The organism is Arthrobacter sp. Edens01, assembly GCF_001307035.1.
Lineage (GTDB): Bacteria > Actinomycetota > Actinomycetes > Actinomycetales > Micrococcaceae > Arthrobacter_B.
Map to the genome: position 1 here is coordinate 1,091,980 of NZ_LKIU01000005.1, position 24,391 is coordinate 1,116,370.

Below are 24,391 nucleotides of genomic sequence, written 5' to 3' on the forward strand. Positions count from 1 at the left end.
CCATGGGAGAAACAGTGGAAACAGACCCGACCACCGAACAGCTTGGGGCCGTACGCACGGCCATTGACGAGATAGACGAAGAAATAGTTGCGCTGATCTGGCGCCGCGAACGCCTGGTCCGGCTGGCGGGTGGACTGAAGGACGACGACGCCCAGGTCCGCGCCCGGGACCGGGTTGAGGAAGTCATCAACCACGTGCGGGACGCCGCCAAGGCTCAGGAGCAGGACTCCACAGTGGTGGAAAAAACCTACCGGGCCATGATCGACGCGTTCATCGACTATGAACTGCGCACCCGGCACGAGGACGAAGTGCAGGCACGGCTGGACGCTTTCAGCCGCAGTTAGCCCGGCTCACCAGCTACCAGGCTGCGGGAGCTGATCCCAGCGGTGCCGCGGGCCGGTCCCACACCATCGAAGGAACCGGTCCGTCAGAGCGAAAGCCCAGCGGAGGCACCAGCCGCTCGCCCGGCCCCCACCAGGTCTGTTCCGCAGTCCGGGGCAGGGAAGGCGGCGCCGGATCGGGCGGTGACTCCCAGCGCGGAGGCACCGGCCCGCGGGCGTCCGCGGCCCGCTGCAGTTCCACCGCGGTCCGGGCCAGGGAAAGCCGCGCGGCATTGACCTCACCGTCCAGCCGGCGGGTCCAGGCCCGGACGGCGGCCGCAGCGGCCAGGTATCCGGTGGCGTGGTCCAGCGCCTGGACAGGCAGCGGCAGCGGTGCATCCGCTGCAGCCCACGCCATACCGGCGTCGGCAATTCCCGACGCTGTCTGTACCAGCGAATCAAACCCGCGGCGGCCGCGCCAAGGCCCGGTCCATCCCCAGGCATTGAGCGCCACAGTCACGACGCCGGGGCGCAGCTGCTGGAGACGGTGTTCGTCCAGTCCCAGTCCGGCAAGGGCGCCGGGACGGTAGCCGTGTACCACCAGGTCTGCCGTGGAGACCAGTTCGCGTACCTTCGCCGTGCCGTCGGGCGTGCGCAGGTCCAGACGGGTGCAGCTCTTGCCCACCGTCATTTCAGCTTCCAGCGCCGGTTCCTGCCAGCCCGGCGGATCAATGCGGAGGACCCTTGCTCCAAACCCGGCAAGGAAACGGGTAGCCACCGGGCCGGCGATGACGCGGGTGAGGTCCAGTACCCGGACGCCGTCCAGCGGCCGTTCAGGGGTCCCGGAGGTTTCCGCGGGGAGCCGGGCCGCGCGCCGGGACCAGCCAATCAGGGGTTCGGCCCGGACGGCCTGTCCCTGCGGGTGCAGCTGCCATTGTTCCGCTGTCCGCAGCTGCGCCGCACAGCCGCCGGCGTCCACCACAGCTTCTTCCAGCTCCCCGCCTTTCCACGCCCTGACTGCCACGGCCGCTGTCTCAGGGCCGGTATCTGCGGGCAGGCCCAGAACGGCGAGCGCAGCCCGGCGGTGGTGCGGGGCGTTGGTATGCAGGCGTATCCAGCCGTCAGTACACGGGTAGTCCCGGGAAAGCGGGTCCCAGGGCGGCGGAATCTCCCAGCCGGCAGGCCGGAAGGAGCCGCCAAACCAGGCACGGGCAAGATCCGGATCGGCTTCAGCCTGCACCGGGGCTCCGGAGAGCCGGGACGCAAGTTCCGCAACCGCGCTGCCCGCAGCAGCAATGGAAGCGGCCGCGAAGGAGCGCACGGGGTAGCACGACTCCATGCGGCAGCTCCCCTCGGGTCCGGATTCCTGTTGCAGTAGGCTACGTCACGGAACGGAGCCCGGACAGGGCCAAGGCCGCAGAAAAACCAGGCATGAAAGGCACGATCGTTGAACACCCCCGGCACGGCAGGCAGCCCCAACTGGAAAGCGGTGGCCGCCGCGCTCGCAGATTCCCGCAGGCTGGAGGTGTATGGACGGGTTATTGCCGCTGCCGGGCAGGGCGAACCGCTCTCCGTCCGGGAACTGGACCGTGCCGGAAGCAAATCCCTGGCCGCGCTCCTCAAGGCCGGCCTGGTCCGGGAAGGGGAGGACGGTCTGCACCCGGTTCCGGAGGTCTTTTCCCGCCTGCTCGCCGCAGACCGGGCACCCCGGGATGAGTCCCCGCTGCGGCACCTGGGTCCCGGGAGCTCCGGCAGCCTTCCATCCAAACGGGCCGACCGCCTTGAAGTCCTGCACTATCTGGCCGGTGAGGTCTTTTCCCGGCACGGGGTACTGGACGCCGGTGCCGGGGATCCCGCCGCCAGTCCTGCCCGGTTGACGGAAGCCGAGGTCACCGTCCGGCTGGCTTCCTTCACCCAGGACCCGGCGATGTTCCGGCGGGCGATGGTGGATGAAGGAATCGTGCAGCGCAGCCCGGACGGTTCCAGCTACTGGCTCAGCAGGCCGCGCCCGGCCCCCGGCATGGAGTTTGCCGGCTGAGGAGCAGTTTTCCCGTGCCGGCGCTACGACGTTCCCTCTTCGAGGATGGACACGATTGAGAAGAGCGTAAAGCAGACAGCTCCGAGTCCAACCAGTACGTGCGCTCCGACAAAGAACGCCGGATCTGTGCCTGCGGCTTCAAAGAGGAAAGCGGCGAAGAACAAGCAGGTGAGAGCCGTTCCGATGGGCATGAGCGGGATGCGGTTGGCCAGGGCAAACGTGCGGCGCCAGACGAGCGCGAGCAGCAGCACTTTTGACAGGATGCTGAAGCAGATCAGCCCCAGGCCGAGCAGCACGCATCCCGGGGCCAGCCGGTAGGACTCGTCCGAGCTGAACAGTACGAAGATCCCGAGCAAGAGGTTGGCTGTGCCCGCGGCAGCGACGAGCCAGGCCCAGGCGAAACGCTCACCGTCGCTGAAGACGTTGCGTACCTGGCGCACAATGCTGGCCACCAGGGCGATGAGCGACGTGCAGATCGCTGAGAGGCCGAGCAGGACGTGACCGGCTACGAACCCGGGAGCGTCTCCGCGCAGCAGCAGGCCGGTTGCGAGGGAGAAACCGGTGACCGCGGCCGCAGCCGGTACTGCGATCAGCACGGCGCCGGCAGCCCGGGAATGCGCACCTTCCGGAGGGCCGCCCAAAGGCTCGAGAAGCTGTGCCGACTGGATCAGCGTGAATTTCGTGGACGCGGCCGCCACCGTGCTTACGCACGCTGCGACCAGGCCGACGCCGATGACCACGAAGCCTGCGGTGAGGTTCTGCGGGGTGTTGCCCCGATTGGCCAGGATGATGCCCCAGACGACGGCTGCGGCAGCAGCCACGTAGCCGGTGAGCGGCAGGGCGATACTCCAGCCGCGCCCGTAGCGGCCGATGAGCTGCCGGATGATGGTGGCCGCCGTAGTGAACAGCGCATAACAGATGGCGGTCAGTCCCACGTTGACGTGTCCGGCAACAAAATGACCGGGATCGCCGGGCCCGGCAAGGATGTACAGCCCGTAGGACAGGCAGAGCGCTCCCATCAGGAGGGGTATGGCGCGAAAGATGACGCTCATCGTCCAGTTCATGGTGTGCTCCGGAAGGACTCAGGGATCCTGTGCGCCGGCGCTCTGGCCGGTCCGCGGTTTAGTGCAAGTCTGCGCCCGGCCCACCCGCGGAACAATGCCCACATGGCGGGGCGCAGATCCCGGCAACGGAACTTCACACCCGCCGCCGCGGCGCCTGCCCTTCCCGGTGCGGCCGCTCCCATCGGCCGCTGCGGACCGTTGACTTGGCCGGACGGCGGGCGTCGAATGGGTAGTGGGTTTTGGTTCCAGACCATCCATGGATGACTTCCCTAGGAGGCGTCATTGGCCGCTCGATTCACTGCCCACGGAGCCGAAGCCATCCATCCGGTGGCCCGGACCGCCACAGACCTGGGGTCACCGGCGTCGACCTCCCAGACGGTACCCGCGCCCGCATCCCCGGCACCGCCGCCCGGGCACGGGCCGGGAGCCCCGGCACCGCATAGCCGCCGCCAGCTGGCGCTGGTCTTCAGCGGACTGATCATGGCAGTGCTGATCTCAGCGTTGGACCAGACAATCGTCTCCACTGCACTGCCCACGATCGTGGGCGACCTGCGCGGACTCGAGCACCTGTCCTGGGTTATTACCGCCTACCTGCTGACGTCCACCATCGGGCTGCCTATTTACGGCAAGCTCGGTGACCTGCTGGGACGCAAGAACATCTTCATCTTTGCGATTGCGGTCTTCCTGCTGGGATCAGCGCTATCGGGCCAGGCCCACAGTATGGGCGAGCTGATTGCCTACCGGGCGCTGCAGGGCGTTGGCGGCGGCGGGCTGATCATCGGCGCGCAGGCGATCATCGGGGACATCGTTTCGGCACGCGACCGCGGCAAGTACATGGGGCTGATCGGCGCAGCCTTCGGAGTTGCTTCCGTCAGCGGACCCCTGCTGGGCGGCTACCTGACTGAATACTGGTCCTGGCGCTGGGTGTTCTACATCAACCTGCCGCTCGGGGCGATTGCCCTGGCACTGATCATCACCTCCCTGCACCTGCCCAAGCGCAGCGCTGCCGGAATCAAACTGGACTATCCCGGCGCCATCCTGCTTGCGTTTGCGAGCGCAGCACTGGTGGGCATCACCAGCTGGGGCGGAACCACGTATGCCTGGACGTCCCCGACCATCCTTGGGCTTGGTGCGGCAGCCCTGGTGGCCATCGCGGTGTTCATTCCCGTGGAGCTGCGGGCACCGGAACCAATCCTTCCGCTGCGGCTGTTCAGGATCCGCAACTTTGTTGTCTGCTCACTGGTGGGGCTCGCCGTCGGGCTGGCGATGTTCGGCAGCATTTCCTACCTGCCGACTTTCCTGCAGATGGTCAACGGTGCCAGCGCCACCGACTCGGGGCTGATGATGCTGCCCATGACCGCAGGGCTGCTGCTCAGCTCCATCGGAACCGGACAGCTCATTTCCCGCACCGGCAGGTACAAGATCTATCCGATCCTGGGGTCGCTGGTGATGATCCTGGGGCTGCTGCTGCTCTCGCGCATCTCCGCAGAAACTCCGTACTTGTTCACGGCGCTGGGCATGTTCGTACTCGGCCTGGGAATCGGGGCGCTGATGCAGAACGTCGTGCTGATCGTGCAGAACAGTGTTCCGCCCCAAAACATGGGCACAGGGGTCTCCTCGGCGAACTACTTCCGGCAAATAGGCGGAACGCTTGGAATCGCGGTCTACGGCTCGGTGTTTATCTCCCGGCTCAACGACCAGGTGGCCAATGCCCCTGAAGCCGTGCGCGGGGTGACCAGCCAGGGGGTGAACTCCATTAGCCCGTCCCAGCTCAAGGCGCTGCCGGCTCCGGCACGAGACTTCATTGCCGACGCGTTTGGCACCGCGCTTCCCCCGATCTTCCTGCTCGGAATCCCGGCGCTGGGCGCGGCCTTCGTGCTGACGCTCTTTATTCGAGAGATACCGCTGGCGAAGACAGCCAACGTTCAGCTGGAAGGCGAGGCGCAGCGCTGATGGCCTCAGGTGCACATGCGGCAGTCCCGGCAGTCCCGGACGCTGCAGCGAGCGCGCAGGACGACGGCGCGCGGCGCGGGCGGGTGCTGGTATTCACCGGGCTGGTCCTCTCCGTCCTGCTGGCGGCGCTGGACCAGACCATCGTCGCCACGGCCCTGCCCACCATCGTGGGAGACCTGAACGGGCTGGAACATCTGTCCTGGGTAGTGACCGCCTACATCCTGGCCGCGACCATCGGCCTGCCCATTTACGGCAAGCTTGGAGACCTCTTTGGCCGCAAGAACATCTTCATCTTCGCCATTGCAGTTTTCCTCCTCGGATCCGTCCTCTCCGGCCTGTCGCAGAGTATGGGCCAGCTGATTGCCTTCCGGGCAATCCAGGGCATCGGCGGCGGCGGCCTGATGATCGGAGCGCAGGCGATCATCGGTGACCTGGTCTCACCGCGCGAACGCGGACGCTACATGGGGCTGATCGGAGCTTCCTTCGGCCTGGCGTCCGTCGGCGGGCCGCTGCTGGGCGGCTGGATCACTGACTCGTGGTCCTGGCGCTGGGTGTTCTACATCAACGTGCCCATCGGAGCTGCCGCGCTCGCCGTCGTCATTACCTCCCTGCACCTGCCCAAGGTGGCCACGTCCCGGCCGCGGCTGGACTATGCCGGTGCCGGGCTGCTTGCCGTTGCCTCAACGGCCCTGATCCTGGTGACCAGCTGGGGAGGAACCACCTATGACTGGGGAAGCCCGCAGATCCTCGGCCTGTCCGCGGCTGCCCTCCTGGCCGGAGCGGCGTTTGTCTGGGCGGAACGCCGCGCGAGTGAACCCATTCTGCCGCTGGGCCTGTTCCGGCTGCGGAATTTCCTGATCCCGGTGCTGGCGGGCATCGCCGTCGGAATAGCGATGTTCTCCACCATTTCCTACCTGCCCACGTTCCTGCAGATGGTCAACGGGGCCAGCGCCACCGAATCGGGTCTGATGATGCTGCCGATGATGGCCGGCCTGCTGCTGACTTCCATAGGGACAGGGCAGCTGATCGCCCGCACCGGACGGTACAAGGTCTATCCCGTTGCCGGCTGCGCCATGGTCATTACCGGACTGGTACTGCTCTCCCGGATCTCCCAGGAGACCCCGTACTGGTTCACGGCAATCGGGATGGCGGTGCTGGGCCTGGGCATCGGCGCGCTGCTGCAGAACCTGGTGCTGATCGTGCAGAACAGCGTGCCGCCCAAGAACATGGGCACCGCCATCTCCGCCGCGAACTATTTCCGCCAGATCGGCGCTTCCTTCGGAATTGCTGCCTTCGGATCCATCTTCATCCAGCGCCTGACCGACCAGCTTGCCGAAGCCCCCGCCGGCACCGCGGGGACGCTGCCGGCGGAAGGCATCAATTCGCTCACGCCGGCGGTCCTGCAGGCCCTGCCCGGCCCGGTGCAGCAGGAAATCGGTGCGGCCTTTGGCACGGCACTGCCGCCAATCTTCCTGCTCAGCATCCCGCTGGTGGCAGCAGGGGGTGTGCTGTGCCTGTTCATCCGCGAGGTTCCGCTCTCGACGCAGTCCCGGGTGGAGGCGGCGGCTGAGTAAACCAGAACTCCCACCGGCTTCCTAGGGGGCACCGTGCCGATTGTCAGAGAGCAGTCGTACACTGGAGATTCGAATATATGTTCGAATCAGGTTTTGCCTGAACCGATGTATGAAAAGGATGCATGAAAAGGATGCACGCATCGGTTCCGGGCACCGGCCGGATACCAATTTCAGGCACAGCGAGGGGCAGCCATGGGACTTTTCAGTGAAGCGGTAGAGGTGGTGTGCTCACCCGCAGGCATACCGCTGCGCCTTGTCTGGCAGGGAAGGACGTACAAGGTCGCAGCTAATCCCGTGCGCTGGTACGAACGGCGCAGCTGGTGGGACGAAGAACCCCGGGCAGAACGCGGACACGGCCCCGGGCTGGTGGATTCGGAGATCTGGCGGGTCCAGGCCCGCCTGAGCCCGCGATCGCCGCTGCGCACGCTGGACATTTCCCGGCAGGCTGCCTCAAACACCTGGCGGCTGATCCGGATTCATGATGCCCTCCGGGAAAGCGCTTAGTGCCGTGTCATGAGTACCGTGCCATGAGTTTTACCCATCTCCACGCCGCCACGGCATTTTCCGCCCACTACGGCACCTCCTGGCCCGAAGAGCTGGCCCAGGCCGCCGCAGCGGACGGCGCCGATGCGCTCGCCTGCACCGACCGCGACGGCCTGTACGGCACGGTCAAGCACCTGCGTGCCTGCATGGACGCCGGCATAGACCCGATTATCGGCGTGGACCTGGCAATCCTGGACGGGGAAGGCAGAGACGCGGAAGTGACCGGACGCGCGGTCATCCTTGCCCATGGGCATAACGGGGGAGCGGGCTATCACGCGCTCTGCCGGCTCATCTCAGATGCCCATGCGGGAACCTCGCCCTCCCGGGGACGTGCAGGGCGTCCGCCCGGCGTCACCCTGGAGCAGCTTGCCGCCCGGGTGCCGGGCAGGGACGGGGAGCCGGTACTGAGTGTGCTGGTAGGCCCGCACACCGACGTCGGACGCGCCATGCGCAGCCGCAGCTACGCCGTCGCCCGTACCCTGTTCCGGCGCTGGCTGGGAGTTATGCCGCGTGCGGCGCTCGCCGTGGAGGTGGTCACGCACCTCAGCGCCCCGGGCACCAACCTGAGCCTGGCCCATGCCGTGCGGATGTACCGGCTGGCAGACGAAATGAACATTCCCGCCGTACTGACCAACGCGGTGCGCTACGTGGATGAAGACGGCGCCGCCACCGCGGACGTGCTCGACGCCGCCCGGGCCCTGACGTCCATGGCGCAGCTGCAGGACCTGCAGCCCAACGGGCAGGGCTGGCTGAAGCCGGGAAAGCAGATGGCCGCGCTTGCAGCAGAGATCAGCGGGGAAGCAGGCTACGGGAGGTCCGGGGCAGCAAAGCTGCTGGCCGGAACCGAGGCGCTCGCCGATGCCTGCCGGATCGACCCGGCCGCAGACATGGGATGGAAGCAGCCAGTGGTCCCGGAAGCCGGGGTCATAGGGATCGACACGGAACCGGTGCTGGAACTGCGCGGACGCTGCGAAGCCGGGATTGGCAGGCGCTTCGGGCACCTGGGCGGTGCAGCGGAAGCCGCAATGCGCAACCGGCTGGAACATGAGCTGGGGATTATCGAGCGGCTGGGCTTCGCTGCCTACTTCCTCACTGTCGCGGAAGTCTCCACCATGATCCGGGACATGGGAGTGCGCGCGGCGGCACGTGGATCAGGGGCGTCCTCGCTGGTGAACTACCTGCTGGGCATCAGCCACGTGAACCCACTGGCACACGACCTCATCTTTGAACGCTTCCTCTCCCGGGACCGCTCCACGCTGCCGGACATCGACATTGACGTTGAAAGCGCCGAACGGCACAACGTGTACCACCGCATCTTTGAACGCTTCGGCGCCCAGCGGGTCACCCTCATGAGCATGCAGAACGGTTACCGGGCGCGCGGAGCGGTGCGCGACGCCGGCCTGGCCCTGGGATTGCCCGATGAGGAGGTCGGCGCCGTGGCCAAGGCGCTGTGGCGCTTCTCGGCGAGCCATTTCCGTGAGGCGCTCGCCGAGAAACCCGAACTGCGCGGCGTTGCCGAAGCCGTGCAGCAGAACCGTCAGCTGGACCTGCTGGTGGACCTCACCGAACGGCTGGACCGGCTGCCCCGGCATATTTCGATGCATCCGTGCGGGGTAATCCTGGGGGACACCTCCCTGCTGGACCGCACGCCCGTGCAGCCCAGCGGCCTGGGCCTGCCAATGTCCCAGTTCGACAAGCACGACATGGATCCCATGGGCATGCTCAAGCTGGACGTGCTGGGCGTGCGGATGCAGTCCGCCATGGCTTTCGCCCTGAATGAGGTGGTCCGGGTCCATTCCGGCGGCGACGACGTCGCCCGGGCAGGCGGACACGTCCAGGAACCCGAAGCGCGCCCGGAGTGGATAGCCGAAGACGGGCGGATCGACTTGGATGCCGTCCCGCTGGATGACGAACCCACCTTTGAGCTGATCCGCAGCACCCACACGCTGGGCTGCTTCCAGATCGAGTCACCGGGGCAGCGCGAGCTGGTGGGCAAGATGGCACCGCGGGACTTCAACGACCTGATCATCGATATTTCCCTCTTCCGGCCCGGGCCGATGAAATCGGACATGGTTCGGCCCTTCCTGGAACACCGCCACGGCTGGGCCCCGGCGGTCTACCCGCACGAATCGCTGCGCCCGGTGCTGGCCGAGACCCACGGGGTGACGGTCTTCCATGAGCAGGTGCTGCGGACCTTCGACGTGTTCACCGGCTGCGGGCTGGCAAAGGCCGATGAGCTGCGCCGGCTGCTGGGCAACCCTGCTGCCGAACAGGGAGTAGAGGACTTCTTCCGGCAGGCAGCGGAAAAGCGCGGCTACGACCCGCAGACCATCGACAACGTCTGGGGCACGCTGAAAGCCTTCGGCAGCTTCGGTTTCTGCAAGGCCCACGGCGCTGCCTTCGCCGTACCCACCTACCAGTCAGCCTGGCTGAAGGCACACCATCCCGAAGCGTTCCTCGCCGGGATCTTCGAACATGATCCCGGCATGTACCCCCGCCGTCTGCTGGTGGCCGAAGCCCGCAGGATGGGCATTCCCATCCTGCCGCTGGACATCAACCGCAGCGGTGAGCAATACCGGGTGGAGCGGATCCCTGCTGTTCCGGCAGGTCCGGGCCAAGAGGCGCGACCGCCGCGGCTGGGCATCCGGCTCAGCTTTGCCGGCATTTACGGGCTCTCAGCGGCTGAAGTCCGCCGCATCGCCGCCGGACAGCCTTTTGACTCCCTGGCTGACCTGCGCGCCAGGGCCAGGCTCTCCAAGCCCTCGCTCCAGCGGCTGGCCCAGCTGGGTGCCTTCGATTCACTGTCCAGGGAGACCGGCTCCCGCGGCAGCCGTGCCGATCTGCTGCAGCACCTGGCTGAGGCCGCGGGCAAAACCGGGACCCGGAAATACGATCCGATCCCGGGCCAGCTGGCACTTCCGCTCGGAGACACGGAACTGGCCAACCTTGTGCCCCAGCTGCCTGAACCCACGCTGCCCGAACGGGTCCGCACCGAACTGGACCTGCTCGCCGTCGACGTCAGTGCACACCTGGTGGACAGCTATGAACCGCTGCTCGCCACCCTGGGCGTCACTAAAGCAGAATCACTGCTGCAGCTACGCAACGGATCAGAAGTGCTGGTAGCCGGCATTCGGGTAGCAACACAGACTCCGCCAATGCGGGGCGGCCGCCGGGTTGTGTTTATCAGCCTCGACGACGGAACCGGCTGCGTGGACTGCACCTTCTTCACCGAAGCCCAGGAAAAAACCGGCCCGCTGCTCTTCGGCACCGAACTGATGCTGATCCGCGGACTCACCCGGCGTACCGGCCCGCGGGGCATGAGCCTGCAGGCCCTCCAGGCCTGGGACCTCACGGACACTGCGTCCCTGCCGCTGCCCCGACCCCTGCCGCGGAGTGCAGGACAAGGTTCACAGAAGCAGCACCCGCGGGCTGCGCGGCCGGTTGGTCGGGCTGAAGAACAGCGGATAACATCGTAAGGGCGCGCACCATAGCTGCATGGGCAAACCCGTGCTCAAGCGCCAGTACAAACGAATCAAGGAGACAACGTGTCAGTGCCGGAACAGTTCACCCTCATCGTCGACGGCGAAGAGACCACGGTGGATACTGGCACCACCGGTGCTCAGCTCTTTTTTGAGCGGCGCGAGGTCGTTGTCATGCGGGTTGACGGAGTCCTGAAGGACCTCGACACCCCGCTGGCTCCCGGCCAGAGCATTGAAGCCGTGACCATCGATTCCGAAGACGGCCTGAATGTGCTCCGCCACTCGACCGCCCACGTGATGGCCCAGGCCGTGCAGCAGCTGCGCCCGGACGCCAAGCTGGGCATCGGCCCGTACATCAAGGACGGTTTCTACTTCGACTTCGACGTCGCTGAGCCCTTCACACCCGAGGACCTGAAGACCCTCGAGAAGATGATGCAGAAGATCGTCAACTCGAACCAGAAGTTTGCCCGCCGCGTGGTCAGCGAAGAAGAAGCCCGCGAGGCAATGGCAAATGAGCCGTACAAGCTCGAACTGCTCGGCAAGAAGGACGGGGCCGACGAAGCAGGTGAAGGCGCGAACATCGAGGTCGGCGCCGGCGAGATCACCATCTACGACAACGTGGACCGCAAGTCCGGCGATGTTATCTGGTGCGACCTGTGCCGCGGCCCGCACCTGCCGAACACAAAGCTGATCTCGAATGCCTTCGCACTGACCCGTTCGGCTGCCGCCTACTGGCTGGGCAACCAGGCGAACCAGCAGCTGCAGCGCATCTACGGCACCGCCTGGCCCACCAAGGACGCCCTCAAGGCGTACCAGGAGCGCCTGGCCGAGGCCGAGCGCCGCGACCACCGCAAGCTCGGCACCGAACTGGACCTGTTCTCCTTCCCGGACGAGCTCGGCTCCGGCCTGCCGGTGTTCCACCCCAAGGGCGGCATCATCCGCAAGGCCATGGAGGACTACTCCCGCCAGCGCCACACGGAAGCCGGCTACGAGTTCGTCTACACACCGCACATCACCAAGGGCCACCTGTACGAGGTTTCCGGCCACCTGGACTGGTACCGCGACGGCATGTTCCCTCCCATGCACGTGGATGAGGTGACTGATCCCGAGACCGGCGAGGTCACCAAGCCCGGCCAGGACTACTACCTGAAGCCGATGAACTGCCCCATGCACAACCTGATCTTCCGCTCCCGCGGACGGTCCTACCGTGAACTGCCGCTGCGGCTGTTCGAATTCGGTTCGGTCTACCGCTACGAGAAGTCCGGCGTCATCCACGGCCTGACGCGCGTGCGCGGCATGACCCAGGACGACGCCCACATCTACTGCACCCGCGAGCAGATGAAGGACGAGCTGACCAACACGCTGAACTTCGTGCTGGACCTGCTCAAGGACTACGGCCTGGATGACTTCTACCTGGAACTCTCCACCAAGGATCCGGAAAAGTACGTTGGTTCCGACGAGGTGTGGGAAGAAGCAACCCGCACCCTCGCCGAGGTTGCCGAAGCATCCGGCCTGGACCTCGTTCCGGATCCCGGGGGAGCAGCGTTCTACGGTCCGAAGATCTCCGTGCAGGCACGTGACGCCATTGGCCGCACCTGGCAGATGTCCACGATCCAGCTGGACTTCAACCTGCCCGAGCGTTTCGAACTCGAATACCAGGCTGCCGACGGCACCCGCCAGCGCCCGGTCATGATCCACCGTGCCCTCTTCGGCTCGGTTGAGCGTTTCATGGCTGTGCTGACCGAGCATTACGCCGGCGCTTTCCCTGCCTGGCTGGCTCCCGTCCAGGTAGTGGGCATCCCCGTCGCCGAGGCGTTCAACGATTACATGTACGACGTCGTCGACAAGCTCAAGGCCGCGGGCATCCGTGCCGAGGTTGACGCGGGAACCGACCGCTTCCCGAAGAAGATCCGCACCGCCTCGAAGGAAAAGATCCCCTTCGTCCTGATCGCCGGCGGCGAGGATGCAGAGGCAGGAGCGGTCTCCTTCCGCTTCCGTGACGGCAGCCAGGACAACGGCGTGCCGGTCGAGGAAGCCGTGAAGCGGATCGTCGAAGCCGTCCGGAACCGGGACAAGTAGCGGCGCGGGGGAGTCCAGATGGAAAGCCAGGATCAGTATCCGCACGACGGCGATGTCACGGACGAATTCGAACTCGCCGGGGTGCCCGATGCCTTCCAGCGGCTCTGGACTCCCCACCGGCTGGCTTACATCAAGGGCGGGCAGGACCAGGTTTCCTCCAAGGACAACTGCCCGTTCTGTGCTGCTCCATCCCACACGGATGAAGAAGCGCTGATTGTCCACCGGGGCATGCATGCCTTCGTGATCCTTAACCTGTTTCCGTACAACGCAGGCCACCTGCTGGTCTGCCCGTACCGGCACGTCCCGGATTACACCGACATTGACCTGGAAGAGACGGCAGAGATCGCCGCGCTGACCCAGACCGCAATGCGGGTACTGCGCAAGGTCTCCGCTCCTGCGGGCTTCAACCTGGGTATGAACCAGGGTGTGGCCGGCGGAGCCGGAATCGCCGCCCACCTGCACCAGCACATTGTGCCGCGCTGGAGCGGCGACGGGAACTTCCTGCCGATCATTGCCCATACCAAGGCCATCACGCAGACCCTGGGTGAAGTACGGCAAATGGTTGCCGACGCCTGGCCTGCCTCTGCTGACGAAACTTCTTCCGGCGGCGCGTCCGCTGCCGCCGGAAACGACGAGGCTTAGAACGTGCTGAACAAATACGCCCGCGGTTTCTTTACCGCACTGTTTACCCCCCTTGCCTCCTGGCTGATCCGGCACCGGGTCTCACCGGATGCAGTCACCATTATCGGAACCCTCGGCGTGATGGTCGGCGGCCTGGTCTTCTATCCGCTGGGAGAGCTCTTCTGGGGCACGATTTTCATCGTGCTCTTTGTGTTCTCCGACGTCGTTGACGGGATCATGGCCCGCCAACAGGAGCGCAAAGGCAAGTGGGGGGCCTTCCTGGACTCCACACTGGACCGTTTCGCCGACGGCGCGCTGTTCGCAGGTGTTGGCATCTGGTTCTTCACGGGGGGAGAGAACGACGCCGTTGGCATCGCCGCAGTCATCTGCCTGGTCTTGGGCATGCTGGTCTCCTACATCCGGGCCAAGGCTGAGTCACTCGGGTTCGACGCCAACGTGGGGCTTGCGGAACGCGCCGAACGGCTCGTCTTCCTGCTGACCGCCACCGGGCTAGTGGGGCTTGGAATTCCGGAGGTTGTGCTGCTGGTTGTGCTGGTGGCGCTGTGCCTCGCCAGCTGCGTCACGATCTTCCAGCGCATGGCCACGGTCCGCAGGCAGGCTGCCGCTCAGGTGCCCGACGAGGACCTGCACCGGGATATGGGTAAAGATACGTAGCAGATCCTTCGGGGAACGGTATGTGGGCTTACTATGAGCTTTCCAGCCGAACTACCAGAGAGCTCTGCCATGCCTACAGAAACTCCGTCCCAGCCCGCTGCTTCCACCGGGGGCAGCCGCGTAAAGCGCGGCATGGCTGAAATGCTCAAGGGCGGCGTAATCATGGACGTCGTTACCGCCGAGCAGGCCCGGATCGCCGAAGATGCCGGCGCCGTCGCTGTGATGGCGCTGGAACGGGTCCCAGCGGACATCCGCGCCCAGGGAGGCGTCTCGCGCATGAGCGACCCGGACATGATCGACAGCATCATCGACGCCGTCTCCATCCCGGTTATGGCGAAGGCCCGCATTGGCCACTTCGTTGAAGCGCAGATCCTCCAGTCCCTCGGCGTCGACTACATTGACGAATCCGAGGTCCTGACTCCGGCGGACTACGCGAACCACATCGACAAGTGGAAGTTCACGGTTCCTTTCGTGTGCGGTGCCACCAACCTTGGAGAGGCGCTGCGCCGTATCAACGAGGGCGCCGCCATGATCCGTTCCAAAGGTGAAGCCGGAACCGGTGATGTCTCCAACGCCACCATGCATATGCGGCAGATCCGCACCGAGATCGCCCGCCTGTCTTCCCTGCCCGAAGACGAGCTGTACGTTGCCGCCAAGGAGCTGCAGGCCCCCTACGAGCTGGTGAAGGAAGTAGCTGCGTCCGGGAAGCTGCCCGTGGTGCTGTTCACAGCCGGCGGCATCGCCACCCCGGCCGATGCCGCGATGATGATGCAGCTCGGTGCCGACGGCGTATTTGTCGGCTCGGGTATCTTCAAATCCGGCAACCCGGCCCAGCGGGCCGCAGCGATCGTCAAGGCCACCACCTTCCATGACGATCCGGATGAGATCGCCAAGGCCTCCCGCGGGCTGGGCGAAGCCATGGTTGGCATCAACGTGGATGAGATCCCGCAGCCGCACCGTCTCGCAGAGCGCGGCTGGTAGCAGCCGCCCGCGTCGCGGATGACGGGACCCTGTTGCCGGCGGCACCGCCGTACAGCAAAAAGCGCACCTGCCCGGAGCTTTTCCGGGCAGGTGCGCTTTTGAGTGCCGGGACCCTGCCGGCTAGCCGAGTGCCATTGAATACGTGCGTCCCCTGCCAACCAATGTGAAACCACGGGCCGAGCAGAGGTCCTGGCCGCCGTTGGCCGACGCGTTGACAACCAGATGCTCTGCTCCGGCAGCCTCAGCGGTGGCCGCCGCGGCGCTGAGCAGCGCAGTGCCGAAACCACGTCGCCTGCTTGATGTTCCAACCGCCAGGGAGAAAATGCCGCCCACCTTCGACGGCAGGGCGATCCCGCTGGGATAGAACGCGTACGCGCGTCCGGTCATCCGGGCGGAGTCCCGGGCCGCTATATGCCATGCCTGCCGGGGCTGCGAGTGGCCTACCCGCAGCTCCTCGGCGTCTGCGCCGGTGACTTCCCGCGGCTCGGTCTCGACGGATGCTCCGGCTCCCGGCCAGGCCTGCGGGGCCCGTACCGGTGCAGTCATCCAGCAGGTTTGCGGGCCACGGCGGAAACCGAATGCTTCAAGCGGAGCGTAATCCACAGACCCGCCGAGCCAGGCCGTCACCGTTGAGGCTCCAAGCCTGGAGCCTTCAGCCAAGCCGGGCCGGATGCCTGCCGGTGAGATCTCCTCGGGAAACATCAGCATCAGCTGGCGGCGGGCGGGAAGCCAAACCCACCGCGATTCGTGTGTCCCAAAGGAGCGCCCGCCCGTGGCAGAGGCCAGGGCCGTGAACCAGGCGTGCTGCAGGCGCTGGCAGGAGGCAATGGTAGGCATGACGGTCAGGACAGCCCGCGCCGGGCCAGCAGGGGAGCAATGTCCGCGTCCCGTCCGCGCAGGTTGCGGAAGGACTGCAGCGGATCCTCTGAATAGCCCTTTGAGAGCAGTTTGCTGCGGAACGCGTCACCGTTGGCTCGGACCAGTCCGCCGTTCTCGGTAAACCACTGAACCGTGTCGGCGTCCAGCACTTCGCTCCAGATGTAGGAGTAGTACCCGGCCGAGTAGCCTCCGGGGAAGATGTGCTTGAAGTACCCGGTGCGGTACCGCGGGGGAACCAGCGCGGGGTCGATCCCGGCATCCAGCAGCGCCTTGTGCTCGAAGGCTTCGGGATCCGAAACGGGTTCCTGGCCCGTGGGCAGCACATGCCATGCCCAGTCCAGAAGGGTGGCGCCCAGGTACTCGGTGGTCCGGAAACCCTCACCCCACAGGGATGCATCGCGGATCTTCTGCAACAGGCCGGCGGGCAGCGGTTCACCGGTCTGGTAGTGCCGGGCGAAGTTTGCCGCAACCTCGTCGGTGAGCATCCACATCTCGTTGACCTGGGAGGGGTACTCCACGAAGTCACGGGGCACAGCTGTTCCCGCGAACCGCGGGAAACCGACGTTGGAGAACAGCCCGTGCAGGGCGTGGCCGAACTCGTGGAAGGCCGTCACCACTTCATCGAAGGTGAGCAGTGCGGGCTCACCGTCGGCCGGCTTGGAGATGTTCAGGTTGTTTACGACCACCGGCTGATGGCCAAGCAGCCTGGACTGGGAGACCAGTTCGTTCATCCAGGCGCCGCCGCTTTTCGTGTCCCGGGTGAAATAGTCGCCCAGGAATAGGCCCAGACCCGTGCCGTCCTCGTCCTTGACTTCCCAGACCCGGACATCGGGATGGTAGCCGGTGAGGTCCTTCCGCTCGGTGAAGGTGATGCCGTACAGCTGGTTGGCGGCGTAGAACACGCCGTCGTGCAGGACCCTTTCAAGCTCGAACCACGGGCGCAGGGATTCCAGGTCCACTGCATATTCTTCGCGCCGGATCTGTTCGGAATAGTAGGCCCAGTCCCAGGGCTGGAAGTCGTCGATTCCGTCGCGGGCGGCCGCCGCGCGGAGCTTGTCGGCTTCCGCCTGGGCATTGCGGACGGCCGGTGGCACCAGCCGGGACAGCATCTCTTCCACCGCTGCGGTGGTGGGCGCCGTTTGGTCCTCCACCGCGTAGGCGGCGTGGTTCTCGTATCCGAGCAGGGCCGCACGTTCAGCCCTCAGGGCAGCGATCTCTGCGGCGATACCCAGGGTGTTGTTTGAGTTCTCACGGTAACCGCGGTTGACGGAGGCTTCAAAGAGCCGGCGCCGGACTTCCCGGTTCTTCAGCTTTGCCAGAGCAGGCTGCGGAGTCGGGAGGACGAGGCTCAGGAGGTACTTGGCGCTGGATCCTGCTGCCTGGGCCGCAGCGGCGGCGGCAGCGATGTCCTCCGGTGCCAGGCCTTCCAGTTCGGCTTCGTCGCCCAGCTCCAGGGCCGAGTCGTTGGTGTCTGCGAGAAGCCGCTGCGAGAAGGTGGTGCCCAGCTCGGACAAACGGGTGTTCAGTTCCCGCATGCGTGCCTTGCCGGCGTCGTCGAGAGCGGCACCGGCGCGGACAAACCGGCGGCGGTACTCGGCCAGCAGGCGGGACGATTCGCTGTCCAGTCCCTGCTCCGGGACTGAGCTGACCCGTTCGAAGAGGGCTGAGTCCTGGTAGATGCTGTCCTGATGGGCGGACAGCAGGGGGCTGATCTCCTGCTCCAGTTCCTGGATTTCAGGGGTTGCATGGGACATTACGGCATTGAAGAACACGGCTCCGGTCCGGGCCAGTACCTGCCCTGATCTTTCAATAGCAGCGACGGTGTTCTCGAAGGTCGCCGGATCCTGGTTTTCGGTAATAGCCCGGATTTCCGCTGCCTGTTCCTGCATTCCTGCCTGAAAGGCGGGAAGGAGATCGGAAACGGTAATGGCTGCAAAATCCGGCAGGCCGTAAGGAAGTGTGCTTGGCGAAAGTAGGGCAGTGCTCATGGGAATAAACACTTTCACAGCACAGCCTGCTCAACCAGCCGACGGGCCGCGTATGCTCATCTCTCATCGGATCGGGCCGGCACTGGGCCCGGTTGACTGCACATTTGGGGGAACCATGAACGGACGCAGCGGGCCTGCTCCACGCACCATAAGACTGCTGGCGGCACTTGTGATGGCGACGTCGCTGGTGCTGACCGCCTGCACCGCCACACAGGAAGGCGGCGGAGAATCCCCGTCCGCGGCGCCGTCGTCCGCGGCAGCTGCACCCTCGCCCACACCCGAGCCGTCCGTAACCGCAGGAACCGGACCGGACTGTCCGGGCCTGCGGTGCACCAGCGTGATGCTCGCGGGTGACCTGCTGGTACATCCCCAGCTCTGGGACCAGGCCCGCGCAGACGCTGCGGCCACCGGAAACATGCCGCTGGATTTTGTTCCCCTGCTGGAGGGAATGCGCACGTATGTGGACGGTTCTGACCTGGCTGTCTGCCACATGGAAACTCCCGTCGCTGAGGCTGACGGACCCTATGCCGGCTACCCGATGTTCAACGTGCCGCCGCAGATCCTCACTGGCGCTGCCGCCGTCGGCTACCAGGCGTGCACCACTGCCAGCAACCACACCGTTGACGCCGGCACCGAGGGCCTGAACCGTACCCTGGCTGTGCTGGACTCGCTGGGGCTGGAACACACCGGTTCCTATGCCACTGAGGCCGAATCCCGGATTCCGCTCATCATGGATACCTCCGGCGCGCGGATCGGCATCATTGAGGCCACGTACGGGCTGAACGGCCTTGAGGCAGAATACCCGTGGCAGGTGGACCTCATTGACGCCGAAGACATGATCGCCCGGGCACAGGCCGCGCGGGAACAGGGCGCTGACATCGTGCTGGGAGCTGTGCATGCCGGGGACGAATACGCTTCCATGCCTAACAGCCAGCAAATCGAAACTGCCCACGCCCTTGCCGACAGCGGCCAGTTCGACCTGATCTACGGCCACCACACACACTCGGTCCTTCCCATTGAGAACTACAACGGCACATGGATTGTCTACGGGCTGGGCAACGCCGTCACTGAGCTTTCACCCTGGTACGCCGTGAACAACGAGGGCCTGATTGTCCGAGCACAGTTCGTGCAGGAGGATGACGCCGCCGACTGGCGGGTCAGCGACCTCGCCTGGGCGCCGTCCGTGATCGTGCGTGACCCGTACCGCTGGTGCTCTGTAGCGGCGGACCTGCCGCAGGGGGCTTGTGCGTCTGAAGCGCAGCAGGCCGAGGTGCGGCAGCGGACGATTTCGGTGGTGGAGGCCATGGGCGCGGGGCAGGACGGGGCGCGCGAATGGCTGGTGTCGGAGGATGTTTCGTCGCGTTGAGGTTTCGCCCGCGGGGCTGGTGCCCGCGGGCGTGGTGCCGCCGGGTTGTGCCGGGCGGGCTGGGGACCGCGGGGCTGTCCCCGGCGGGCGGACCGGAACGGCGGCAACGAAACTCTCTCTCTCTCGCTCGCAGAGCTCGCTCGGAGTATTAAAGCCGCCTAACCCGGCCCGTCCGCCGGGGCGTGTAGGCCGGGGCACGCCGTGCGCCTATCCCGGCCCGTCCGCCGCGGAGTGTATAGGCCGGGGCACGCCGTGCGCAGGGGTCTGATCCGGCGGGATCTTCGGGACCTGGACGCAGAGTTGCTGTTAGCCTCGGCTGGTGAGAGTGACGCTACGACCCTGGCGGCCGGACGATGCTGCCTCCCTGCTTGCGGCTGTTCAGGCGACTCCTGATCTGGATACCCAGATGAATCGCTCAGCCGTTCATGGACTGGAGGCTGCAGAGGAATATATCCACTCGGCGCTGGCTTGGGACCCCGACGCCGGAACGTGCAGCTTCGCCATCGATGTTGATGGACGGGCAGCCGGAAATGCTGGGCTCAGCCACATGGATTACCGGCACCGCACTGCCTGGCTTTCATACTGGATTGCCAGTGACAGCCGAGGACTTGGACTCGCCGGCAGGGCTGCTGCGGGTGCGGCTGGCTGGGCGATCCAAGAGCTCAACCTGTTCCGGATTGAGCTGGGGCACAGGGTGAACAACCCGGCGTCCTGTGCCGTGGCAAAGCGTGCTGGTTTCCTGCCGGAGGGGATAGAGCGGTCAAAGCTGGAGTACGGAGGCTTGCGCTTCGATGTGGAAACACATGCGCGGCTCGCAACTGATCCTGTTCCAGCACTGGATCTTCCGACCACCAAACTGTAGAACTTTCCTGCAACGGAGGTGCCGTCTGGTCCGACGGCTTGCCGCAAAAGGAGTTCGTCATGGCGAAGGTGCTGGTACATGCGACGGTGACGCTGGATGGTTATATGGCAGATCCGGAAGGCGGCGTCGACTGGATGTTCGACGTCGATGCGACCGGCGAAGACACGGAACTGGTGAACCGGATCGTCGGTGAGATCGGCGCCGTCGTCGGTGGTGCGAACCGGGCCAGGACGGTCGAGGACGGTGAGGAACCTTATGGTGGCCTGCAGGGGGTCCCTGTTTACCTGATGACGCACGAGGCGCAGGAACCCCTGGTGAAGGATGGGGTGACATACACCTTCGTCGTCGATGACATCGTTGCGGCCGTTGAAGCAGCCAAAACCGACGCCGGAGACAAGGCAGTCAGTCTCCTCGGCGGAAGGATCTCCCGGCAATGCCTGCAACGGGGGCTGGTGGACGAAATCCAGCTGCATGTGCTGCCGATACTGCTTGGTTCCGGCATTTCGCTGTTCGAGGGGCTGAACCAGAGGGTGAACCTGGAACTGGTTGAGAACGCGGCGTTCGGCAACGGGGTGCATCTGCGGTACCGGGTTCTTCGGTAGATTCTGTCTGCTGTTCCCGCCCGCTACCCGACGGCCAGCCCGCCTCGCCGTGGCCCGCCGGGCGAGCCGGAACGGCGGCAACGAAACTCCTTCGCTCGCAAAGCTCGCTTTGGAGTATTAAAGCCGCCTAACCCTGCCCGTCCTGTGGTCCTTTGTTTGTCCCGCTGGAATCGGGGCCCGTGCTTCCCACTGGTTGTGACGGGTGGTGGCTGGTGGGGTCACATCGGCCACAGGAGTAACGGAAGCTGGGAATGCTGGGCCGGGCGGGGCCAGGCGGGCCGGCGGGCAGCCGCCGGGCGAGCCGGAACGGCGGCAACGAAACGCCGACGGCAGGGGAATGCTGGCTGGCGGGAGATGCCCCGGATCGAAGATTGGCCGCCGCAGCGGGCGCACACGCGGCGGCTACCGGCCGTGGGCTGGGCTTAGCCGTAGCACAGATTCGGAGCCCAGATCAGGACACTAAGGATTGCCAGCGGGATGGCGGCAAGTGCCGAAAGGACACCAATCAGTTCTAGATTCTCACGGTTTCTCACTACGTCCCCCATAGGTTGGTGCTAAAACGGCAGCGTCAACGGCGCAGAAAACTACCGGGGACGGTTGGCGGCGTGGGAACGGGCCAGCTCGGAAAGGCGGGCAAGCTCGGCCAGGTCCGCATCGGCAACAGGTACCGGCTCGTACGAACCGTAGCGCCGGGTAACAGCCTGTTCGATCAGGAAGTCCGCAATGGCCGGGTTCTTGGGGAGCAGCGAACCGTGCAGGTAGCTGGCCACCACGTTCTTGTACCGGGCACCTTCGGTGTCGTCCTTGGAGTTGTTGCCCTCGCCCTTGCGGACCCGTGCCAGCGGGTTCGCGTCCGGACCGAGGAAGGTCTGGCCGCTGTGGTTCTCGTAGCCATGGATCTCGCCGAACTCTTCGCTCACGGAGAGGACATTGCCGATCAGGCGCTCCGGTCCGCCGTGGGTTTCGATGTCCAGCACGCCGATCCCGGGAATGAGGACGCCGTCGTGCGTTTTGAAGAACCGGCCAAAGAGCTGGTAGAGACCGCAGATCACCAGCATGGGGAGGCCGTCGTCCGCCATGGCCCGCAGCGAAGGTGCCAGGGCCTGCAGATCCTGCTGGATCACCACCTGTCCGCTGTCCTGGCCGCCGCCGCCCACAATGAGGTCAGCATCGGAGGGGAACCCGTCGCCAGGGTTGTACTCGGTGACTACCGGGTTGTAGCCCTGCCACTTCAGGCGCTGCTTCAGGACCAGGACGTTGCCCCAGTCCCCGTAGATGTTCATGTCCCGCGGATAGAGCTGAACAATGTGGATGTCGCGGCTCATGAGACCACCTCAACCTTCGTGATCTTGGAGAGTTCCCGGCGGACGGCAAGCATGGCCGTGTAGGTGCAGAAAATGCGCATGGGCTGTGTGCCGGCACCGGAAATGAACTTGGCCAGTGCGTCCGGAATATCAGGAACCACCTCACGCACGGGAACGTCGTCGTACCGCAGGCGCAGCGCCATGTCGTAGGCGCGAACCCCGGTAACCATGTCCACGCCTCCGGAAAGCGTTTCAAAGTCCACGTCCCACAGCCAGGACATGTCCCGGCCGTCTGCGTAGTTGTCGTTGATGGCGATCATGGTCGCATAGCCGTGTGCGGCGAAAGACTTCAGTCCCAGCCGGAAGCCGGAGGGGTTCTTCACCAGAACCAGTTCCAGCGGCGCACCGTTCACGGTCAGGGACTCGCCGCGCCCAAAAGCGGGCTCCACATTCGCCAGGGACTCGAACAGTTTGGTGCGGTCTGCCCTGGTTCCCAGGATCTGCCGGGCAAATGTCAGGGCCGCGGCGGCGTTGAACACGTTGTAGACGCCGCGCAGCTTCAGGCCGGTGGTGGTGGGGGAACCGTCGACGAGGAAATCAGCCTCCGTTTCAGCGACCCGGGTCAGTACGACGTCGGCGGGCTGGGCAGCAGCGATTGCCTCGGAACGGGAGCCGCGCATCTCGTCATCGTTCGGGAACGTGCTGCGCAGGGACGCATCGAGTCCGAAGTAGGTAACTTTCTGGCTGGAAAGGGAATCGGCAATGGACGCGACGCGGGGGTCCTCGCGGTTCAGGACGACGGTGTCCGTGGTGGCCTGTGCGATTTGTTCCAGCAGCCGGGTGGTCTTGTCGATTTCGCCGAAGCGGTCCAGCTGGTCGCGCAGTACGTTGAGCAGCAGGGCATAGCGGGGCCGGATCAGTTTCACGAAGTGAACTGCGTGCGCCTCGTCCAGCTCCAGGACCGCGATGTCCGCATCCAGCCGGCCGCGCAGGTTCACTTCACCGAGCAGGGCGGCAGCCACGCCGCGGGTGAAGTTGCTTCCCGTGCGGTTCGTGAAGACCTTCAGGCCCTGGCCCTCCAGCAGCTCCACCACCATCTTGGTGGTGGTTGTCTTGCCGTTGGTTCCAGAGACGACGGCGACGCCGAGGGGCAGTGTTGAGAGCGTCCGGCGGATAAAATCAGGATCAATTTTCTCCACAACCAGGCCGGGGAGGGCGGACCCTCCGCCGCGCAGCCGTGAGGCGCCGCGGACCAGTTTGCCGACCAGAATGGAGAAGGAACTCATGGATACCGAATATATCCCACCGTCACGGACCGGACCGGGAGGCTCCCGGCAACCTAGACTGATCCAATGAGCGAAATCACGCTGCAGGACGCCGCATCACCGCTGGTGGGAGTCCTTGCACTGCAGGGCGGCGTCCGCGAGCATGTGCAGGCGCTGGAAGCGGCCGGCGCGCGCACGGTGCTGGTCCGGCGGGCTTCCGAGCTGGATGCCCTGGACGGGCTGGTCCTCCCTGGCGGGGAATCCACCACCATCGATAGGCTGATGCGGCTCTACGGCATTGCCGATCCGCTGCGCGCAAAGATTGCCGCCGGGTTCCCTGTCTATGGCTCCTGCGCCGGCATGATTCTGCTGGCAGACCGGATTACGGATCCCGCACTGGATTCCGCAGGCGAGCCGCAGCAGACCCTGGGCGGCCTGGATATCCTGGTGCGCCGCAACGCCTTTGGGCGGCAGCGGGATTCCTTTGAGACGAGCCTGGATTTCGGCGGACTGCAGGAACTTCCCTCGCAGGAACCGGGGCTGAAGGCCGCACCGGTGCACGCAGTTTTTATCCGCGCGCCCTGGGTGGAGAAGGTAGGCTCCACCGTGCAGGTCCTGGCGAAGGTCCTCCCGGCCACACCGGAGGAAGACGCCGACGACGGCGGGCGGGAATCAGTCGCTAGAATTGTGGCAGTGCGTTCGGGAAAACTGCTGGCCACCTCGTTCCATCCGGAAGTAACGGGGGAGCGCCGCATCCACGAACTATTTATCCAGATGATCAGAGGAGACGCGTAAAGC

General features: G+C 65.5%; 20 protein-coding genes. 14 read left to right on the plus strand and 6 right to left on the minus strand.

Annotated features, from left to right (window positions below):
- The first annotated feature begins 2 nt into the window (after positions 1-2).
- Positions 3-344 (plus strand): chorismate mutase, encoded by a 342-nt coding sequence (locus AO716_RS11270; RefSeq protein WP_055240930.1) that lies wholly within the window; start codon positions 3-5, stop codon positions 342-344.
- A 13-nt stretch (positions 345-357) separates the two neighbouring features.
- On the opposite strand, the gene AO716_RS11275 is transcribed toward AO716_RS11270, so the two are convergent.
- The gene (locus tag AO716_RS11275; protein ID WP_055240931.1) at positions 358-1,659 is read right to left on the minus strand and encodes a CoA transferase; all 1,302 of its coding nucleotides are present in this window, start codon (positions 1,657-1,659) and stop codon (positions 358-360) included.
- Positions 1,660-1,767: 108 nt separating this feature from the next.
- On the opposite strand from AO716_RS11275, the gene AO716_RS11280 reads away from it, so the two are divergent.
- The gene (locus AO716_RS11280; protein ID WP_055240932.1) at positions 1,768-2,358 is read left to right on the plus strand and encodes a DUF2087 domain-containing protein; all 591 of its coding nucleotides are present in this window, start codon (positions 1,768-1,770) and stop codon (positions 2,356-2,358) included.
- A 23-nt stretch (positions 2,359-2,381) separates the two neighbouring features.
- On the opposite strand, the gene AO716_RS11285 is transcribed toward AO716_RS11280, so the two are convergent.
- Positions 2,382-3,410, minus strand: a complete 1,029-nt coding sequence (locus AO716_RS11285) for a DUF2776 family protein (protein ID WP_200907616.1) — start codon at positions 3,408-3,410, stop codon at positions 2,382-2,384.
- Between the two features lie 294 nt (positions 3,411-3,704).
- On the opposite strand from AO716_RS11285, the gene AO716_RS11290 reads away from it, so the two are divergent.
- The 8 genes from AO716_RS11290 to pdxS all read left to right on the plus strand — a co-directional run bounded on the left by AO716_RS11290 (position 3,705) and on the right by pdxS (position 15,327).
- Positions 3,705-5,375, plus strand: coding sequence for an MDR family MFS transporter (locus AO716_RS11290; RefSeq protein ID WP_235472068.1), 1,671 nt, complete (start codon positions 3,705-3,707; stop codon positions 5,373-5,375).
- On the plus strand, positions 5,375-6,949 hold the full coding sequence (locus tag AO716_RS11295) for an MDR family MFS transporter (protein WP_055240934.1): 1,575 nt from the start codon (positions 5,375-5,377) through the stop codon (positions 6,947-6,949). The genes AO716_RS11290 and AO716_RS11295 overlap by 1 nt, the downstream gene beginning before the upstream one ends.
- Positions 6,950-7,141: 192 nt before the next feature.
- Entirely contained in the window at positions 7,142-7,453 is a 312-nt protein-coding gene (locus AO716_RS11300) for a DUF6504 family protein (RefSeq protein WP_055240935.1), read from the plus strand.
- A 23-nt stretch (positions 7,454-7,476) separates the two neighbouring features.
- Complete coding sequence (locus AO716_RS11305; RefSeq protein WP_082413508.1) at positions 7,477-10,968, plus strand: DNA polymerase III subunit alpha; 3,492 nt, start codon at positions 7,477-7,479, stop codon at positions 10,966-10,968.
- 69 nt (positions 10,969-11,037) lie between these two features.
- Entirely contained in the window at positions 11,038-13,050 is a 2,013-nt protein-coding gene (thrS, locus tag AO716_RS11310; protein ID WP_055240936.1) for a threonine--tRNA ligase, read from the plus strand.
- Positions 13,051-13,068: 18 nt separating this feature from the next.
- A complete protein-coding gene (locus AO716_RS11315) occupies positions 13,069-13,692 on the plus strand; it encodes an HIT family protein (RefSeq protein ID WP_055240937.1) in 624 nt (207 codons plus the stop codon).
- Positions 13,693-13,695: 3 nt separating this feature from the next.
- Positions 13,696-14,346, plus strand: a complete 651-nt coding sequence (pgsA, locus tag AO716_RS11320) for a phosphatidylinositol phosphate synthase (RefSeq protein ID WP_055240938.1) — start codon at positions 13,696-13,698, stop codon at positions 14,344-14,346.
- A 69-nt stretch (positions 14,347-14,415) separates the two neighbouring features.
- On the plus strand, positions 14,416-15,327 hold the full coding sequence (gene pdxS / locus AO716_RS11325; protein ID WP_055240939.1) for a pyridoxal 5'-phosphate synthase lyase subunit PdxS: 912 nt from the start codon (positions 14,416-14,418) through the stop codon (positions 15,325-15,327).
- 120 nt (positions 15,328-15,447) lie between these two features.
- Here the strand turns inward: pdxS and AO716_RS11330 are convergent, their stop codons facing one another.
- Complete coding sequence (locus tag AO716_RS11330) at positions 15,448-16,164, minus strand: GNAT family N-acetyltransferase (RefSeq protein ID WP_055240940.1); 717 nt, start codon at positions 16,162-16,164, stop codon at positions 15,448-15,450.
- A gap of 5 nt (positions 16,165-16,169) precedes the next feature.
- Positions 16,170-18,194, minus strand: a complete 2,025-nt coding sequence (locus AO716_RS11335) for a M3 family metallopeptidase (protein WP_055240941.1) — start codon at positions 18,192-18,194, stop codon at positions 16,170-16,172.
- Between the two features lie 115 nt (positions 18,195-18,309).
- Here AO716_RS11335 and AO716_RS11340 point away from each other — a divergent pair, with 115 nt between their 5' ends.
- From AO716_RS11340 to AO716_RS11350, 3 genes are all read left to right on the plus strand, one after another.
- Positions 18,310-19,560 (plus strand): CapA family protein, encoded by a 1,251-nt coding sequence (locus AO716_RS11340; protein WP_055240942.1) that lies wholly within the window; start codon positions 18,310-18,312, stop codon positions 19,558-19,560.
- A gap of 325 nt (positions 19,561-19,885) precedes the next feature.
- Positions 19,886-20,422, plus strand: a complete 537-nt coding sequence (locus tag AO716_RS11345; protein WP_321164369.1) for a GNAT family protein — start codon at positions 19,886-19,888, stop codon at positions 20,420-20,422.
- 59 nt (positions 20,423-20,481) lie between these two features.
- Positions 20,482-21,024 (plus strand): dihydrofolate reductase family protein, encoded by a 543-nt coding sequence (locus tag AO716_RS11350; RefSeq protein WP_055240944.1) that lies wholly within the window; start codon positions 20,482-20,484, stop codon positions 21,022-21,024.
- A 584-nt stretch (positions 21,025-21,608) separates the two neighbouring features.
- Here the strand turns inward: AO716_RS11350 and AO716_RS11355 are convergent.
- Positions 21,609-22,349 carry a type 1 glutamine amidotransferase gene (locus AO716_RS11355; protein ID WP_055240945.1) on the minus strand — a complete coding sequence of 247 codons (741 nt, stop codon included), beginning with the start codon at positions 22,347-22,349 and terminating at the stop codon, positions 21,609-21,611.
- On the minus strand, positions 22,346-23,614 hold the full coding sequence (locus tag AO716_RS11360) for a Mur ligase family protein (protein WP_055240946.1): 1,269 nt from the start codon (positions 23,612-23,614) through the stop codon (positions 22,346-22,348). Before AO716_RS11360 ends, AO716_RS11355 begins: the two co-directional genes overlap by 4 nt.
- A gap of 66 nt (positions 23,615-23,680) precedes the next feature.
- Between AO716_RS11360 and pdxT the strand changes: the two genes are divergently transcribed.
- The gene (pdxT, locus tag AO716_RS11365) at positions 23,681-24,388 is read left to right on the plus strand and encodes a pyridoxal 5'-phosphate synthase glutaminase subunit PdxT (RefSeq protein WP_055240947.1); all 708 of its coding nucleotides are present in this window, start codon (positions 23,681-23,683) and stop codon (positions 24,386-24,388) included.
- Positions 24,389-24,391 lie beyond the last annotated feature (3 nt).